Here is a 15,036-nt window from a genome sequence, read left to right on the forward strand (position 1 = left end):
AGGGTTCCGACCCCGCCGGACATCTCTCCCGCAGGCGACTGACGCCGACATCTTCCCCGGGGGACCAAGACATGAAAACCGATCTGACGCTGCGTGCGTCCGCCTTCGCCCTGGCGGCCGCCTTGGCTGCCGCTGCGCCCGCTGTCGCGGTCGCACAGTCGCCCCGGCAGACCTTCGCCATACCTGCCCAGGATCTGTCCTTGGCGCTGAACGACTTCTCGCGCGCCACCGGCCTGCAGGTCGCGGCCCAGCCCGAGGTCTTGCGCGGTCGTCGCAGCCGCGCCGTCGAGGGGCGGTTCACCCCCGCCGAGGCCCTGTCGCGCCTGACCGCCGCCAGCGGCGTTCACGCACGGATCGTCGGGCGCTCGGTTCTGGTGGAGGCGGTCGCGCCGACCGCCTCCGCCGCGCCCCGTGTCGAACGCACCATCATGCCTCGTGGCGCAACGACGCCCGCAGCCGAGACGGCCTTGGCCCAGACCGCCGAGGTGGACGACGTCGTCGTCACCGGCTTTCGCGCCAGTCTGAACGCGGCGCGCGACCTGAAGCGTGAGGCCGTCGGCGCCCAGGACGTCATCGTCGCCGACGACATCGCCGCGTTTCCAGACCTGAACCTGGCGGAATCGCTTCAACGCGTGCCGGGCGTGGCCATCACCCGCGACGCCGGCGAGGGGCGTCAAATCTCTCTGCGCGGCCTTGGCCCGGACTTCACCCGCACCCAGCTGAACGGCATGGAGGTGCTGGGCAATACGGCGTCGGGCTTCGACAACCGCGGCTCGGTCAGCCGGACCCGCAGCTTCGACTACAGCCTGTTCGCTTCCGAACTGTTCAATCGGGTGACCGTGGAGAAGTCCTATGCGGCCGAACAGGACGAGGGCGGCATCGGCGGCACCATCGCTCTGACCACGGCCCGTCCCTTCGACTACGCCGGTTCGCGGCTGGTGCTGGGCGCCAAGGCCCAGACCAACTCCAACACCGACAGCGTGACCCCGCGGGTCATCGCCCTGGCCTCGAACCGCTGGGACACGGGCGCGGGCGAGTTCGGCGCACTGGTCTCGGCCGCCTACACCCGCAACGACGTCAATGAATACGGCATGCGGAGCTGGAACTGGACCAAGATCAATGTCGGCACCGCCAACATCGGCCCGAACGTCTCGGCGGCTGACCGCGACCGTCTGGTCAACGCCACGGGTCTGAACCGGATCTCCGCGCCACAGGCGGTCAGCCCCTCGACCTGGTATGCGGAGCGCGAGCGCGTCGGCGTTACCGGATCGCTGCAATGGCGGCCGAACGCCCGCACCGACATGAGCCTGGACTTGATGTACGGCACGCTGGCCAACACCCGCGACGAATACGCCCAGGCGCCGGCGGGGGTGAACGCCCTGACCGGAAACGTGACCGGAACCCAGCGGCTGAACGCCGTCGAGATCCGTGGCGACAGCATCGTCTACGCCGACTGGTCAGGCGTCGACATGCGCAACGAACACAAGCACTCCGAGGACGAAACCACCTTCACACAGGCGGTGTGGAATGGGGCTTACCAAGCGACCGACGCCCTGCGGTTCAACGCCCTGGTCGGCTACGCCAAGTCCGAGTTCGAGGGACCGGTCTTCGACAAGGTCTTCATCCAGGCCACGAACCAGAGCCTGACCTACGACTACCGCGACGGCAGCCCGGTGGCGGTGACCTACGGCTTCGACACGACCGATCCCAGCCTGTGGGGCCTGATGCGCGCCGACGCCCGCGAGGACTTCATCACCAGCGAATACAAGACCGCCGAACTGAACGGCGCCTGGGACTTCGCACCATCCTCCAATCTGAAGTTCGGCGTTTCGCACAAGGACTTCCAGAACGACGGCTGGCAGCGTTTCAACCGCGTCGACTGGTACAACAATCCCAGCCGTCCGGCGCCGGTTGTGGAGGTGATCGGCTACGACAGCCTGCTGCCCTATATCGTGCCGAATGCGGTGGCGACCTTCGACCGAACGGGCCAACTGCGCGACCTGACCCAGGCCAATGATCGCGCGGGCACCAACTACGCCTTGACCGAAAAGACCACGGCCGCCTTCGTCCAGTATGAACTGGACACCCAAGTGGGCTCCATGCCGCTGAAAGCCAATGCGGGGGTGCGCTACTATTCGACCGACCTGACCTCGGCCGGCACGGTGGCGACCAACGCCGGCCTGGTGCCGACCACCATCGAGAGCAGCTATGACGGCTATCTTCCGGCGGCGAACCTGTCGCTGGAGGTCATGCCCGACATGATCCTGCGCCTGGGCGCCAGCCGCAACATCAGCCGCCCCAGCCTGGACGACCTGCGCGCCGCCGGCTCGGTCAGCTTCACCCCGTTCGGCGGCAGCGTCAGCGCGGGCAATCCGAACCTCGAGCCGTTCCTGGCCGACTCCGTCGAGGCGTCCTGGGAATACTACATGGGCCGCAGCGGCTATGTGGCGCTGGGCGTCTTCTACAAGAAGATGGACTCCTTCATCACCGCCGAGACCGCCTCGGTGCGATATGGCGACATCGGCTATCCCTTGTCTCTGCTGGGGCCGGATCAGACGGCGGACACCATCTATTCCTTCAGCCGGCCGGTGAACGGCGACGGCGCCTCGATCAAGGGGGCGGAGTTCGCCGTTCAGCGTGACTTCGATTTCCTGCCGGGCCTGTTCAGCAATCTGGGCGTCAGCTTCAACGCCACCTATGCCGAAGGGGAGACGGACGCGATGGTCGACGGCGTGCGCCGCACGCTTGCATTGGCCAACCTGTCGAAGTGGTCGTCGAATGCGACCCTGTATTATGAGACGGACGTGTGGGGCGCGCGCGTGTCTAGCGCCTATCGCGACGGTTACCTGGACGGGATCGGCGGCAACGGCAACGTCGGGTCGGGCTACCACGCCACCACCAATATCGACGCCACGGCCTTCTGGAACGTCACTCCGTCGCTGAAGCTGGTGGTCGAGGGCATCAACCTGAGCGACGAGGCGACCGACCAATACACCGACATCGTCGAGGAACGATCGACCTCCTACACCAAGAGCGGTCGCACCTTCACGGTCGGCCTGACTTATGTGTTCTGACGCGACAATGTTGGGCCGCCGCAACGCGGCGGTCCAACCCCGCTTCATATTGTAGGGCAAGATGTGGAGGCTAATCTCGGTCTTCACGTTGGGCAGGCGCCTCATAATGAAGTGGGTGCGGGCCAATCCGAGGTCATGGCGGCGGCTCCGCGCCAACACCGCACATCGCGCATGACGGGGCTTCAAGACATTCAGGCCTTGGCGAGCTCATGACAGTCTCGCGCCCCGCCCCGCATCAAAGACCGAACGTCTTGGTGAACCGCAGCCCGAATTTGCGTGGCGGCAGAACGTTCGCGAAGAAGTTGCGGGCGTAGACCGGACCGCCGTCCGCGTCCTCCAGCACCTGGTTGGCCATCGGGGTCGAGCGCGCGCCCGTCTCCGCATACTCGTCCCAGATGTTGTCGACATAGGCGGTCACCGCCCAATCCGCGGCCGGAGCGCTGAGCCGCACCGAGGCGTTGTGGATCTGGAAGGCCGGCAAGGCGATGCCGCCGCCTCGCGCGCCTGTCCGCGTCAGGACATCGCCCGAGGCGGTGAAGCCGTAGGCGAAGTCGAGGTCCAGCCCGCTTGAGAGCGGCAGGTTGTATTCGGCGTAGAGACTGGCCTGGTATTCCGGCGACCCCGGCAGACGGTCGCCCGCCTCGCCATCCACATAGACGGTGCCGAACCCGGGCGGATCAAGCGCCGTGATCAGGTTGGGCGCATCGTCGGTCAGTTCCGCCTGCGCATACGAATAGCTGCCTCTCAGGCTGAACCGTTCCGTCACCGCCGCATCGAAGCTGACCTCGAATCCCTTGGTCTCGGCGCCTTCGCCGTTCTTGGTGACGTGACCCCCGTTTCTCATCCAGCCATAACGAGAGTCCTAGGTTGATCTGAGCTGTGATCGGCTGGGTTGGCAAGAGGCCGGTCAGCGCAGCCTCCAACCAGCGCAGCAGGCCGGCCGATGTGTCCGGTGAGCGCTTCTGCATAAGCCTGCGGCGTCAGCCACCCGAGCTTCGAGTGCGGACGCTGCTCGTTGTAATCGCGTCGCCACGCCTCCAGCACGGCGCGAGCGTGCGGCAGCGAGCGGAACAGCGTCTCGTTCAGCAGCTCGTCACGCAGCCGCCCGTTGAAGCTTTCGTTGAAGCCGTTCTGCTGGGGCTTGCCCGGCGCGATGTAGTGCCAGCCGACGCCGGTGTCGTCGGCCCAGGCCAGGACCGCGTTCGAGGTGTACTCCGTGCCGTTGTCGCTGACGATGGTGTCGGGCCGCCCTCGCTGCCGGATGACGGCGTCCAACTCCCGCACGACCCGCGCGCCCGACAGCGAGGTGTCGGCCACCAGCGCCAGGCACTCGCGCGTGCAGTTATCGATCACCGTCAGGATGCGGAAGCGCCGCCCGTCCGTCATCTGGTCTGCGACGAAGTCCAGCGACCAGCGCTGGTTGGGCGCCAGCGGCAGGTCCAGCGGTCGCCGCGGGCCCATCGCTCGCTTCCGGCCGCCGCGCCGGCGCACCGTCAGTTGCTCCTCGCGATAGATCCGCTGGACCCGCTTCCTGTTGACCGCATGGCCCTCGCGCCGCAGCAGCACGTGCAGGCGACGATAGCCGAACCGTCGACGGTCCTGGGCCAGGGCCTTCAGCCGGTCGCGCAGAGCGCCGTCGTCCGGGCGCGTCGCCTGATAGCGCACGCTCGTCCGATCGACGCCCAGCACACGGCACGCCCGCCTTTCGCTCATCTCGTAGGCGGCCTGCAGATGGCCAGCCGCCTCGCGATAGCCGGCGGGCGTCACCACTTTTTTCCCAGCAGGTCCTTCAGGGCCACGTTGTCCAGCATCGCGTCCGCCAGCATCCGCTTCAGCCGGGCGTTCTCATCCTCGAGCGCCTTGAGCCGCCGAGCCTCCGACACGTTGAGCCCGCCAAACTTGGCCTTCCATTTGTAAAAGGTCGCCGAGCTGACCCCGTGGCGTCGGCACACCTCCGCCGTCGCTACACCGGCCTCCTGCTCCCACAGGATCCCGATGATCTGCTCTTCCGTGAACCTCGATCGCTTCATTCTGTCCGTCCTTCGTTGGGCGGACTCTAGCTATTCCTGGAGGAGTTTCAGGGGGTCACGTCACCACCGACCAGATTTCCGCCTTCGGATGGAAGCCATGTTTCGGGTGCAAAAAGGGTGCAGTGAGAATTCGCAGAGGGGCGAAAACCGTCGAAAATGGTCGTAGAACCGTCGTTCGCTCCTGCGAGCCAACCGCCTGAACATGCACGAAATGTCTGTAAATCAAGCACGTAGGCTGTCCGTGGCCCCGATGATGGACTGGACCGACCGGCATTGCCGGGCGTTTCACCGTGCGCTGACGGCGCGCGCGCTGCTTTACACCGAGATGGTGACGGCGCCGGCGGTGCTGCATGGCGATCGCGAGCGGCTGCTGGGATTCGATGCGGCGGAACATCCCGTCGCGCTGCAGTTGGGCGGGTCCGATCCGGCGCAGCTGGCCGAGGCTGCGCGGATCGGCGCGGCGTTCGGCTATGACGAGATCAATCTGAACGTCGGCTGCCCGTCGGATCGGGTCCAGTCGGGTCGGTTCGGCGCCTGCCTGATGCGCGAGCCCGAGCTGGTCGCCGACTGCATGGCGGCGATCCGCGAAGCGGTCGACGTGCCCGCGACGGTCAAGTGCCGCATCGGCGTGGACGATCAGGACCCGGCGGTCAGCCTGTTCGCCACGGTCGACGCCTGCGCCGCGGTCGGGATCGAGGTCTTCATCGTCCATGCGCGCAAGGCCTGGCTGAAGGGTCTGTCGCCCAAGGAGAACCGCGACGTGCCGCCCCTGGACTACGCCCTGGTGCGCCGGCTGAAGCGCGAGCGGCCGCATCTGTCGGTCTCGATCAACGGCGGGATCGCCTCGCTGGACGAGGCCGAGGCGCATCTGGACGCCGTCGACGGCGTGGCCCTGGACGGCGTCATGCTGGGCCGCGCCGCCTATCACGAGCCCGCCCTGCTGGGCCAGGCCGACCGGCGGCTGTACGGCGCGCCCGGGCCGGACGTCGACGCCTTCGCCGCGCTGGAACGCTATCGCTCCTACATGGCCGCGCGGCTGGAAGAGGGCGTCGCCCTGCCCGCCATGACCCGGCACATGCTGGGCCTGATGCACGGCCGTCCCGGCGCGCGCGCCTTCCGCCGCATCCTGACCGTCGAGGCGATCCGGCCCGGCGCGGGGCTGGAGGTGATCGACCGCGCCGCCGACGCGGTGCGCGAGGCCGAGGCCCGGCGCGAGGCGGCGTGACCCGACGGCCGTCCGCCGGCTAAGGGAGCGTCATGTTCGCCCTGCCCCTGTCCGAAATCCTGGCCCTGGCGGCGGCCCTGATCGCCGCCGGCCTGATCGGCGGCGTCATCGCCGGCCTGTTCGGCGTGGGCGGCGGCACGGTGCTGGTGCCGGCCCTGTTCTACGCCTTCGAGACCCTGGGCGTGGGCGGCGAAGGCAATCTGCACACCGCCATCGGCACCTCGCTGGCCACCATCGTCGTCACCGCGCTTCGCTCCCTGGCGGCGCACCGTCGGCACGGGGCGGTCGACGAGGAGGTTCTGAGGACCTGGACGCCGTGGGTGGCGCTGGGCGGCGCGGTCGGGGCGGCGGTCGCGGGGCTGACGTCGATGGAGGGGCTGGCCATCGTCTATGGCGCCTGCCTGATGCTGGTGGCGGCGCAGATGGGCCTGCTGCCGGATCGCTATGTCCTGCGCCGCGACATGCCGGTCGGGTGGGCGCGCCGGATCATCGGGACGGGCATCGGCCTGCTGTCGGCCATGATGGGCGTGGGCGGCGGCAGCCTGGGCGGCATGACCATGACCCTGTGCGGACGGCCGATCCACCAGGCGGTGGCCACGGCGTCGGGCTTCGGCGTCGCCATCGGCGCGACGGCGGCGCTTGGGTTCATGGCGTTCGGCTGGGGCGCGGAGGGGCGGCCGCCGCTTTCGCTGGGATACGTCAATCTGCCCGCCGCCGTCGTCATGGGCGTGATGACGGCGCTGTCGGCGCCGCTGGGCGCGCGCCTGGCGCATCGGCTGGATCAGCGGCTGCTGAAAAAAGCCTTCGCCGTCTATCTGTTAGGGACGGCGGCGTCCGTCGTCCTCAAGGCCATTTAGCGGCGGCCACTTTTCGGACACAAGTTAACGGGACAAATCCGGCGCCGGCGGCGTTGGGAGCCGGTGTCTCCATGAGTTGAACGGATGATCGGCGCCTCCGCTGCCTTCGCCTTGTTCTGGGCCGCCCTGTCGTCCGTCGCCAACGGACCGGTGCCCTACAATGTCGCTGTCGCGGCGGATGCTTTCAGGGTGGAAACCCCTGAAGCCGACACCGGTTCCGGGTCCGTCGAAGAGGCGGCCCTGGCGTTGAGCGCCGACCAGACCGAGATGATGGCGGGCGATCCCGACTGGCGCGCTTCGGCGCGGCTCTATCATGCGGGCGGGGGCGGCGCGACGGGCAACGATTCGCTGGGCTGCCGGCCGATCGCCATGCGCACCGTCGCGGTCGATCCGCGCGTCATTCCGCGCCGCACCAAGCTGTTCATCCGCGAAACCGTGGGCCTGCGTCTGGCCGACGGCTCGATCCACGACGGCTACTGGTACGCCTCGGACACGGGCGGGGCGATCAAGGGCGCCAAGATCGATCTGTTCACCGGCCACGGCCGCGGCTCGATGCGCCCGGCCCAGCGCCTGAACATGCGCACCCTGACCATCGTGGACGCGGGCGATTTCGACGGCTGCCCGCCGGCCTGGACCACCGCCTCGAACTGAGACGGCGGGGCGTCTGCCTGAATTCGTGAAAAGGCCGGCGATCCGAGAGGACCGCCGGCCTTTTCCTTGTCGTCCCCGCGGCCGCGCTGGGGCTCAGTCCACTTCCGTGACCTGGAGCGTCGACTGAACCATGTCGTCGCCGTAGGTTCCGACCCAGACGTCGTAGCGCCCGCTCTGCGGATTGGTGATCACGACCTTGGGGTCCAGCGCCCCGCCGCTGTCGTCGTCGCAGTACCAGCGTCCGTTCGGCGTGTTGATCAGCAGGGTGGTGTCCTCCCCGGCCGAGACCTTGAACGTCAGATCGGCGCCGCCGGCGTCGTAGAAGACCTGAACGTCGGGCGCGGCGCTGACCGCGCCCTCGCAGCCGGACCGCGCCGCCGAGGCCGGAACCGAACCGCCGGCCAGGATCGACTTGGTCCAGGGGTCCGGCGTGAAGCCCGCGCGCAGATTGACCGTGCCGTAGTTGGGCGAGGCGTTCACGTCCGGGCCGCCGCTGGCTCCCGGGCCGCCGCTTCCGCTGGTTCCGCCCAGTTCGCTGATCTCCAGCGTCGACTGGACCATGGAGTCGCCATAGGTGCCGACCCAGATGTCATAGCGGCCGCTTTGCGGACCGGACACGACGACCCGCGGGTCCAGGCCGCCGCCGCCGTCGTCGTCGCAGTACCACTGACCGTCGGGGCTGTTGATCAACAGGGTCGTGTCCTCGGACGCATGGACGCGAACGGTCAGATCCAACGACCCGGCTTCGTAGAACAGCTGCAGGTCCGGCGCCGCGCTGACCCGGCCCTCGCAGCCGGATCGCGCGCCCGAGGCGGGAACCGAACCCCCGGCCAGGATCGACTTGGTCCAGGGATCGGGCGTGAACCCGGCTTCCAGGTTCACCGAGCCGTAGTTCGGCTCCAGCGTGAAGTCCGGCGCGCCGCCGGCCTTCTGCGCTAGGACCGCCGTCGGCGACAGCAACGCCGCCAGAATCGCCGCCGTGGCGATCGTCTTCATGGATGCCTCCCCCTGTGAGCGGCCCCCGCCGCGCACCGGAAGATACGCCTTTACCCGCGCCTGTGAAGATTCAATCGAACAGCGGTCGCCCGATCAGAACCGCCGCTTGCCCGAGACCGTTTCCCAGAACAGGCGGAAGTCGCCCATCAGGCTCCACACCGGATATCTGAACGTTGCGGGCCGGTTCTTCTCGAAGAAGAAATGCCCTGCCCAAGCGAAGCCGTAGCCCACCAGCGGCATGGCCAGAAGCCACCACGGATTCAGCGTCACTAGGAAGGCGACGAACGCCGCGATCACCAGGCCGGTGCCGACCACATGGATGCGGCGGCACGTCCGGTTGGAATGCTCGTGGATATAATAGGGATAGAAGGCCTGGAACGAGGCGTACCGTCCCTGAGGCGGCGTCGGACTGGTCATGACGCCAGCCTGCGCCCGGAACGCGGGTCTGGCAAGCGCCGCCGGCCCCCTCCCGCTTCACGGGCAGGGGCGTCTTGCGATCATCCCTTCTTGAAGCCGCCCTTCTTGAAGCCCGGCTTGGGCTTGAACGGCTTCTTGGCGAAGGACTTGCCGCCTTCGCCGCCCTCGCCCCGGGCCTTGTCGGCGTGGGGCGCCCAGGGCTTTTTCTTGAACGGCGGGCGGGCGTCGCCCTCCCCGCCCTCGGCGCGCTTGGCGTAGGGCTTCTTGAACGGGCGCTCGCCGTCGTCGCGGCGCGGGCCGCCCGACTTGTGGCCGGCGAACTTCGCCGCCTTCATCGAACCGGGCGTCGGCGCTTCGGACGGCGTGATCCGGACGTCTTCGCTGGAGGCGGCGACGGCCTCGCGGAAGGCCTTTTCGTGGGTCTTGGCGATCTCGAAGCGCGTCTCTTCGGGGAAGGTGCGGATCGAGCCGATCTGCGGCTTGGAGACGCCGCCTACGCGGCAGATCAGCGGGATCAGCCACTTGGGATCAGCATTCTTGTTGCGGCCGATGTCCATGCGGAACCAGACCACCTCGTCGGGCTGCAGCCGTTCGCCCGGCCACGGCTGGGCGGCGGTCCCGTCGTCGGCGCGCACCCGCTCGCGCTTGCCCGGACGGTCGGCGGCCGGGTCGGACAGCTCCTCCGGCGCGGGCTGCTCCTTGCGCAGCAGGCGGACCAGGGCGGCGGCGATCTCGTCGGGCGTGCGCTCGGCGATCATGCGCTTGGCGACGGCCATGTCCTCATCCGAGACCTCGGCCTCGAAATGGACGGGGTCCAGCAGGCGCGCGTCGTCGGCCTTCCTGATCTCGTCGAAGGTGGGGGCGCCGGTCCACTGGGCCTCCACCCCGGCCTCGGCCAGCAGGCGCTCGGCCTTGCGGCGGCGCGAATGCGGGACCAGCATCACCGAGACGCCCTTCTTGCCCGCCCGGCCGGTGCGGCCCGACCGGTGCAGCAGGGCCGCGCGGTTCACCGGCAGCTCGGCGTGGATCACCAGGCCCAGGTCGGGCAGGTCCAGGCCGCGCGCCGCCACGTCGGTGGCCACGCACACCCGCGCACGGCCGTCGCGCAGGGCCTGCAGCGCCTCGGTGCGCTCCCTCTGGCCCATCTCGCCCGACAGGCTGACCGAGGCGAAGCCCCGCTCCAGCAGCGAGGATTGCAGATGGCGCACGCTGTCGCGCGTCGAGCAGAACACCATCGCCCGCCCCGCCTCGAACCAGCGCAGGGTGTTGACCGTGGCGTGCTCGATCTCGTTGGGCTGGATGCGATAGGCGCGGTATTCGATGTCGGCGTGCTGGCGGCTCTTGTCGGTGGCGTCGATCCGCACGGCGTCGTTCTGATAGCGCTTGGCCAGGGTCGCGATGTCGCGCGCGATGGTGGCCGAGAACAGCAGGGTGCGGCGCTCGGCCGGCGCCTGGTCCAGAATGAACTCCAGGTCCTCGCGGAAGCCCATGTCCAGCATCTCGTCGGCCTCGTCCAGGACGGCGACCTTCAGCTGCGACAGGTCCAGGTTGCCCCGGTCGATGTGATCCTTCAGGCGGCCCGGCGTGCCGACGACGATGTGGACGCCGAAGCCCAGGGCCCGCGCCTCGCGCCGGGCGTCCATCCCGCCGACGCAGGTGGCGATCTTGGCGTCGGCGTCGGCGTAGAGCCAGCGCAGCTCCTCGGCCACCTGAAGCGCCAGTTCGCGGGTGGGGGCGATGGCCAGGGCCAGGGGCGCGCCGCCGGGGCCGAAGGTCGGCCGGTCGCCCAGCAGGGTCGGCGCCGCCGCCAGGCCGAACGCCACCGTCTTGCCCGATCCGGTCTGGGCCGAGACCAGCAGGTCGCGCGTGGCGTGACCCTCTTCCAGCACGGCGGCCTGCACCGGCGTCGGCTCGGCGTAGCCCTTGTTGGCGAGCGCGCGGTCGAGCGCGGGGTGGACGGCGGGAAAGGGCATCGGAAACCTGAACAGCGAACGGCGGCCGAAACGGCCGCGCCCGGCCGAGGACGTCCTCAGGCCGGGCGGATGGCGCGCTCTATACACGGATAAAGGCGGGCGTGGGGCGGATTTCGCCGTTCACCCTGTTGCTTCAGTCCCCGTTGACGGGGCCCGTCCATTCTGGCCGGCGAAGGAGAGCCGCCATGCAGGCCACGTCCATCGCCGCCGCCGGCCTGATGTCGGCCCAGAGCCGTTTCGAGGCCAGCGCGCGCCGCACCGCCGCCCAACCGCTCGACAACCTCGAACGGGAAGTGGTCGAGCGCGTCGAGAGCGAAACGGCCTTCAAGGCCAATGTCGCCGTGCTGAAGACCGCCGACGAGATGACGGGAACCCTGCTCGACATCCTGGCCTGACGACCGCGCCGGGCGCCTACATCGGCCAGAACAGCAGGATGGTCGGCGGCCCGATCAGCAGCACCAGCAGGCTCAGCGGCAGGCCCAGCTTGGGATAGTCCGAGAACTTGTAGCCGCCCGGCCCCATGACCATGGTGTTGCACTGGTGTCCGATGGGGGTCAGGAAGTCGCACGCCGCCCCCACCGCCACCGCCATCAGGAACGGATCGGGCCGGTATCCCAGCTGCTGGGCCAGGGTCGCCGCGATGGGCGCGACCACCAGAACCGTCGCCGCATTGTTCAGGAACGGCGTCACCGCCATCGACGCCAGCATCATTCCCGCCACCGCCACCACCGGCGGGATGCCCTCGAACAGGCCGCGCAGGGCGCTGGCGATCAGGTCGGCCCCGCCGGTCTGCTGGATGGCGTCCGACACGGGGATCAGCGCGGCGATCAGCACCAGCAGGGGCCCGTCCAGCGCCGCATAGGCCTCGCGCATCTTCAGTCCGCCCAGGGCCACGATCACCACGGCCGCGCCGAAGAAGGCGATGGACACCGGGATCACGCCGAAGCCGACCATCACCATGGCGACGGCCAGGACCACGGCCGGCAGGAATTTGCGGCGCGCGCCGCCCAGCCGCACCTCGCGCTCGGCCAGGGGCAGCAGCCTCAGTTCGGCCAACCGGGCCGGCAGGTTGGATTCGGAGCCCTGCAGCAGCAGGACGTCGCCCGACTGCAGCTTGGCGGTCCGCAGGTGCTGGGTCAGCTCATATCCGCTGCGCGACACGCCCAGAAGGTTCAGCCCATGCTGGCCGTAGAGGTCCAGCTGCCGCACCGACTGGCCGGTCAACGGAGAGTCCGCCCCGATCACCGCCTCGACCAGATGGACCTCGTCCTTGGCCTCTTCCAGCAGCACCGGCCGGTCGCCGCGCACCAGCTTCATCCGCGCCGCGTCGATGAAGTCCTCCAGCGCCTCCTGCCCGCCCTTCAGCAACAGGGTGTCGCCGGGGCGGACCACGGTGTTGCCCCGCGGCCGGGCCTTTCGCTTGCCTTCGCGGATCAGGGCCATGACCTTGACCTCGCCGCCGGCCGCCTCGCTCAGGGCGGTGATCGTGGTCGGCTCCAGCGGCCAATCCTCGGGCGCATGGGCCTCGGTCAGATAGGCGTTGGCCGACAGGGCCGCCGACAGGCCCAGCGCCCCCGTCCGATCCTTGGGCAGCAGCCGGTATCCGAAGGCCAGGAAGGCCAGCGCCGCCGCCGTCAGGGCCAGGCCCACGGGGGCGTAGTCGAACATCTGGAACGGCTGCCCGACGATGTCCTGGCGCACCTCGGCGACCAGGATGTTGGGCGACGTGCCCACCAGCGTCACCATGCCCCCCGCCATCGCGCCGAAAGCCATCGGCATCAGCAGGCGCGACTGCGGCGTGCCCGTGCGGCGGGCGACCTGCAGGGCCACGGGCATCATGATGGCCAGGGCGCCGACGTTCTTCGTCACCATCGACAGCAGCGTCACCGCCGTGGTCAGCACCGGAACCTGGCTGCGCTCGGTCTTGAGGTAGGGCATGACCCGCTTCAGGGCCATCTCGACGATGCCGGACTTGGCGAAGGCCGCCGACACCACAAGGGCGCAGGCGATGATGACCGTCACATCGTTGGCGAACCCCTCGAAGGCGTCTTCGGCCGGGATCACGCCGATCGCCAGGCCCGCGACCAGGGCCCCCACCGCGACCAGGTCATAGCGGAACCGTCCCCAGATGAAGGCCGCGACCGTCAGCCCCACCAGCCCGAAGGCCAAACCCTGTTGCAATGTCACGCGACGATCCAGCCCCGATGCGGGCCGGAATGGCGCCGCTTGGCCGGAACGGCGAAAGCGTCCGAAGGTTCAGCCGCTTCCGCTGCGGAAACTCACCGGCCGACCGCCAGCCGGCCCGCCGCCCGGAGCATGCGCGCGACCTCCGCCAGGAAGGCCCAGACCACGACCACCATCAGGATGGTCGCCAGGCCGCCGACGTCGCCGTCGACCCGGTCGACAGTCCGCTCACGCGCTGGATGAATTCCGTGACCGTGCCCACCCAGATCACCGGGCTCAGCGCCGACCAGAACCAGATCCACAGCACGCCCCAGGCCGCCGCCGCGCCGAACGCAAGGTCGCCCAGCGCCGTCAGCCGCGCGTTTCCGCCCGAGGCCGCCCGCATCAGGTCGAAGCCGATGCGGCAGACCGCGAACAGGGTCACGGGCCAATAGGCCGCCTGGACCATCTGGCGCAGGATCAGGCCATAGTTGACGCCGTCGACCACGCCGGCCAGTTCCTCGGGCCGGATCGCCATCACCGGCAGCAGGCCCGTCCACCACAGCAGCACCACCGTCCAGCCGATGGCGCTGGCCACCGCGCGGGCCACCGGCGACATCTCGGCGCTTTCCTTCACCGCCGGGCCCGGCTTGGCCTTCGGCTCCGACCAGTCGCCTGCCAGCTTGCGGCTCCAGTCGTCGGCGTCGATGTTTCCGCCTAGCTCGAACAGGCCCAGGTCCTTGACGCGCCATTTGGCGATGAAGTCCGGCTTCTTCGCCTGCCGCTCCAGGATGAAGCCCGCCACGGTCAGTATGCCGATGATCGACACCGCCCCGCTGAACAGGCTGGCCACGCCCTGGCCGATCGCCTGGCCCGGATAGACGTCGCCGGCCAGCACCCGCGCCGCCAGGCCGATCAGGGTGACGCAGGCCATCACCGTCAGGCCGACCTTCACGCCGAACAGCCACCAGGGATAGAGCTCCGGCCCGATCAGCGCCTGCGGTCCCGGGCGATAGCGCGCGGCCACCGTCAGCGGATGTCCCGCCTCGCGCAGCAGCGCCTCGACCTCGTCGTCGGTCGGCGCCCGGCCCAGCCGCGCCTCCAGGTCCTCGATCCGGCCCATGATGTCGTCGCGCAGTTCGGCGACGATGTCCTCGCGCGTTTCCTTCGGCAGCTGCGCCGCGACGGCCTTCAGATAGCGTTCGACCAGGTCCATCCCGGCCCCTCCTTCTTTCCCGGTGTTCACAGCATCTTCTCCAGCGAGGCCGAAAGGCTCCGCCATTCGGCCGCCAGCCGCGCCAGCATGGCCTCGCCCCGCGACGACAGGCGGTAGAACCGCTTCTTCCGTCGATCTTCCTCGCGCCATTCGCTGTCGAGCAGCCCCTGGCTCTCCAGCCGGCGCAGCAGGGGATAGAGGGTGCTCTCCTCCATCTCGACGCCGACCTCGTTCAGCGCGACGCGCAGCGAATAGCCGTATTGCTCGCGCCTGAGGCTGGCCAGCACGGCCAGGATCAGCGACCCCCGCCTCAGCTCCAGCCTCAGGCTCTCGAACAGCAGTTCCTCGTCCGCGCCCACTCGCACTCTCCATGCGTCACATAGTGTGTGACACACAGTGTATGCGGCATACTGTGTGAGAGAGTCAAGGACGGG

At 69.0% G+C, this 15,036-nt stretch carries 13 protein-coding genes and 1 pseudogene; 5 read left to right on the forward strand and 9 right to left on the reverse strand.

Features of this window, described 5'->3' with window-relative positions:
* Positions 1–71 precede the first annotated feature (71 nt).
* Entirely contained in the window at positions 72–3,074 is a 3,003-nt protein-coding gene (locus M8231_RS11810) for a TonB-dependent receptor (RefSeq protein ID WP_249749818.1), read from the forward strand.
* A gap of 39 nt (positions 3,075–3,113) precedes the next feature.
* On the opposite strand, the pseudogene M8231_RS17090 reads toward M8231_RS11810, so the two are convergent.
* The 3 genes and pseudogenes from M8231_RS17090 to M8231_RS11820 form a co-directional block, all read right to left on the reverse strand.
* Positions 3,114–3,200, reverse strand: a pseudogene (locus tag M8231_RS17090) (hypothetical protein); the annotation flags it as partial.
* 109 nt (positions 3,201–3,309) lie between these two features.
* On the reverse strand, positions 3,310–3,918 hold the full coding sequence (locus tag M8231_RS11815; RefSeq protein ID WP_250201523.1) for a TonB-dependent receptor domain-containing protein: 609 nt from the start codon (positions 3,916–3,918) through the stop codon (positions 3,310–3,312).
* A protein-coding gene (locus M8231_RS11820) for an IS3 family transposase (protein ID WP_250201334.1) occupies positions 3,915–5,104 on the reverse strand; the annotation gives its coding sequence in 2 pieces (ribosomal slippage) (positions 3,915–4,852 and positions 4,852–5,104; 1,191 coding nt in all). The genes M8231_RS11815 and M8231_RS11820 overlap by 4 nt, the downstream gene beginning before the upstream one ends.
* Positions 5,105–5,354: 250 nt before the next feature.
* On the opposite strand from M8231_RS11820, the gene dusA reads away from it, so the two are divergent.
* The 3 genes from dusA (at position 5,355) to M8231_RS11835 (ending at position 7,837) form a co-directional block, all read left to right on the forward strand.
* Entirely contained in the window at positions 5,355–6,329 is a 975-nt protein-coding gene (dusA, locus tag M8231_RS11825) for a tRNA dihydrouridine(20/20a) synthase DusA (RefSeq protein ID WP_249751951.1), read from the forward strand.
* A gap of 32 nt (positions 6,330–6,361) precedes the next feature.
* A complete protein-coding gene (locus tag M8231_RS11830; protein WP_249749773.1) occupies positions 6,362–7,186 on the forward strand; it encodes a sulfite exporter TauE/SafE family protein in 825 nt (274 codons plus the stop codon).
* 84 nt (positions 7,187–7,270) lie between these two features.
* On the forward strand, positions 7,271–7,837 hold the full coding sequence (locus M8231_RS11835; RefSeq protein ID WP_249749772.1) for a 3D domain-containing protein: 567 nt from the start codon (positions 7,271–7,273) through the stop codon (positions 7,835–7,837).
* Between the two features lie 93 nt (positions 7,838–7,930).
* Here the strand turns inward: M8231_RS11835 and M8231_RS11840 are convergent, their stop codons facing one another.
* The 3 genes from M8231_RS11840 to M8231_RS11850 all read right to left on the reverse strand — a co-directional run bounded on the left by M8231_RS11840 (position 7,931) and on the right by M8231_RS11850 (position 11,223).
* Positions 7,931–8,833 carry a hypothetical protein gene (locus M8231_RS11840; RefSeq protein ID WP_249749771.1) on the reverse strand — a complete coding sequence of 301 codons (903 nt, stop codon included), beginning with the start codon at positions 8,831–8,833 and terminating at the stop codon, positions 7,931–7,933.
* Positions 8,834–8,926: 93 nt separating this feature from the next.
* A complete protein-coding gene (locus M8231_RS11845; protein WP_249749770.1) occupies positions 8,927–9,250 on the reverse strand; it encodes an Mpo1-like protein in 324 nt (107 codons plus the stop codon).
* Between the two features lie 80 nt (positions 9,251–9,330).
* On the reverse strand, positions 9,331–11,223 hold the full coding sequence (locus M8231_RS11850) for a DEAD/DEAH box helicase (RefSeq protein WP_250201524.1): 1,893 nt from the start codon (positions 11,221–11,223) through the stop codon (positions 9,331–9,333).
* A gap of 185 nt (positions 11,224–11,408) precedes the next feature.
* Here M8231_RS11850 and M8231_RS11855 point away from each other — a divergent pair, with 185 nt between their 5' ends.
* Positions 11,409–11,618, forward strand: a complete 210-nt coding sequence (locus M8231_RS11855) for a flagellar basal body rod C-terminal domain-containing protein (protein ID WP_249749768.1) — start codon at positions 11,409–11,411, stop codon at positions 11,616–11,618.
* A gap of 16 nt (positions 11,619–11,634) precedes the next feature.
* Here M8231_RS11855 and M8231_RS11860 read toward each other — a convergent pair whose 3' ends face one another.
* From M8231_RS11860 to M8231_RS11870, 3 genes are all read right to left on the reverse strand, one after another.
* The gene (locus M8231_RS11860) at positions 11,635–13,410 is read right to left on the reverse strand and encodes an SLC13 family permease (RefSeq protein WP_249749767.1); all 1,776 of its coding nucleotides are present in this window, start codon (positions 13,408–13,410) and stop codon (positions 11,635–11,637) included.
* Positions 13,411–13,582: 172 nt separating this feature from the next.
* Complete coding sequence (locus tag M8231_RS11865) at positions 13,583–14,602, reverse strand: HAAS signaling domain-containing protein (protein ID WP_250201525.1); 1,020 nt, start codon at positions 14,600–14,602, stop codon at positions 13,583–13,585.
* Between the two features lie 26 nt (positions 14,603–14,628).
* Entirely contained in the window at positions 14,629–14,961 is a 333-nt protein-coding gene (locus M8231_RS11870) for a PadR family transcriptional regulator (RefSeq protein ID WP_250201526.1), read from the reverse strand.
* Positions 14,962–15,036: the final 75 nt, after the last annotated feature.

This window comes from Brevundimonas albigilva (assembly GCF_023573565.1).
GTDB classification, from domain to species: domain Bacteria; phylum Pseudomonadota; class Alphaproteobacteria; order Caulobacterales; family Caulobacteraceae; genus Brevundimonas; species Brevundimonas albigilva.

What these genes read in the sequence shown, in the direction of transcription:
- M8231_RS11810 (WP_249749818.1), top strand. Translation starts at nt 72, where the DNA reads ATGAAAACCGATCTGACGCTGCGTGCGTCCGCCTTCGCCCTGGCGGCC.
- M8231_RS11815 (WP_250201523.1), bottom strand. Translation starts at nt 3,918, where the DNA reads ATGAGAAACGGGGGTCACGTCACCAAGAACGGCGAAGGCGCCGAGACC.
- dusA (WP_249751951.1), top strand. Translation starts at nt 5,355, where the DNA reads ATGATGGACTGGACCGACCGGCATTGCCGGGCGTTTCACCGTGCGCTG.
- M8231_RS11830 (WP_249749773.1), top strand. Translation starts at nt 6,362, where the DNA reads ATGTTCGCCCTGCCCCTGTCCGAAATCCTGGCCCTGGCGGCGGCCCTG.
- M8231_RS11835 (WP_249749772.1), top strand. Translation starts at nt 7,271, where the DNA reads ATGATCGGCGCCTCCGCTGCCTTCGCCTTGTTCTGGGCCGCCCTGTCG.
- M8231_RS11840 (WP_249749771.1), bottom strand. Translation starts at nt 8,833, where the DNA reads ATGAAGACGATCGCCACGGCGGCGATTCTGGCGGCGTTGCTGTCGCCG.
- M8231_RS11845 (WP_249749770.1), bottom strand. Translation starts at nt 9,250, where the DNA reads ATGACCAGTCCGACGCCGCCTCAGGGACGGTACGCCTCGTTCCAGGCC.
- M8231_RS11850 (WP_250201524.1), bottom strand. Translation starts at nt 11,223, where the DNA reads ATGCCCTTTCCCGCCGTCCACCCCGCGCTCGACCGCGCGCTCGCCAAC.
- M8231_RS11855 (WP_249749768.1), top strand. Translation starts at nt 11,409, where the DNA reads ATGCAGGCCACGTCCATCGCCGCCGCCGGCCTGATGTCGGCCCAGAGC.
- M8231_RS11865 (WP_250201525.1), bottom strand. Translation starts at nt 14,602, where the DNA reads ATGGACCTGGTCGAACGCTATCTGAAGGCCGTCGCGGCGCAGCTGCCG.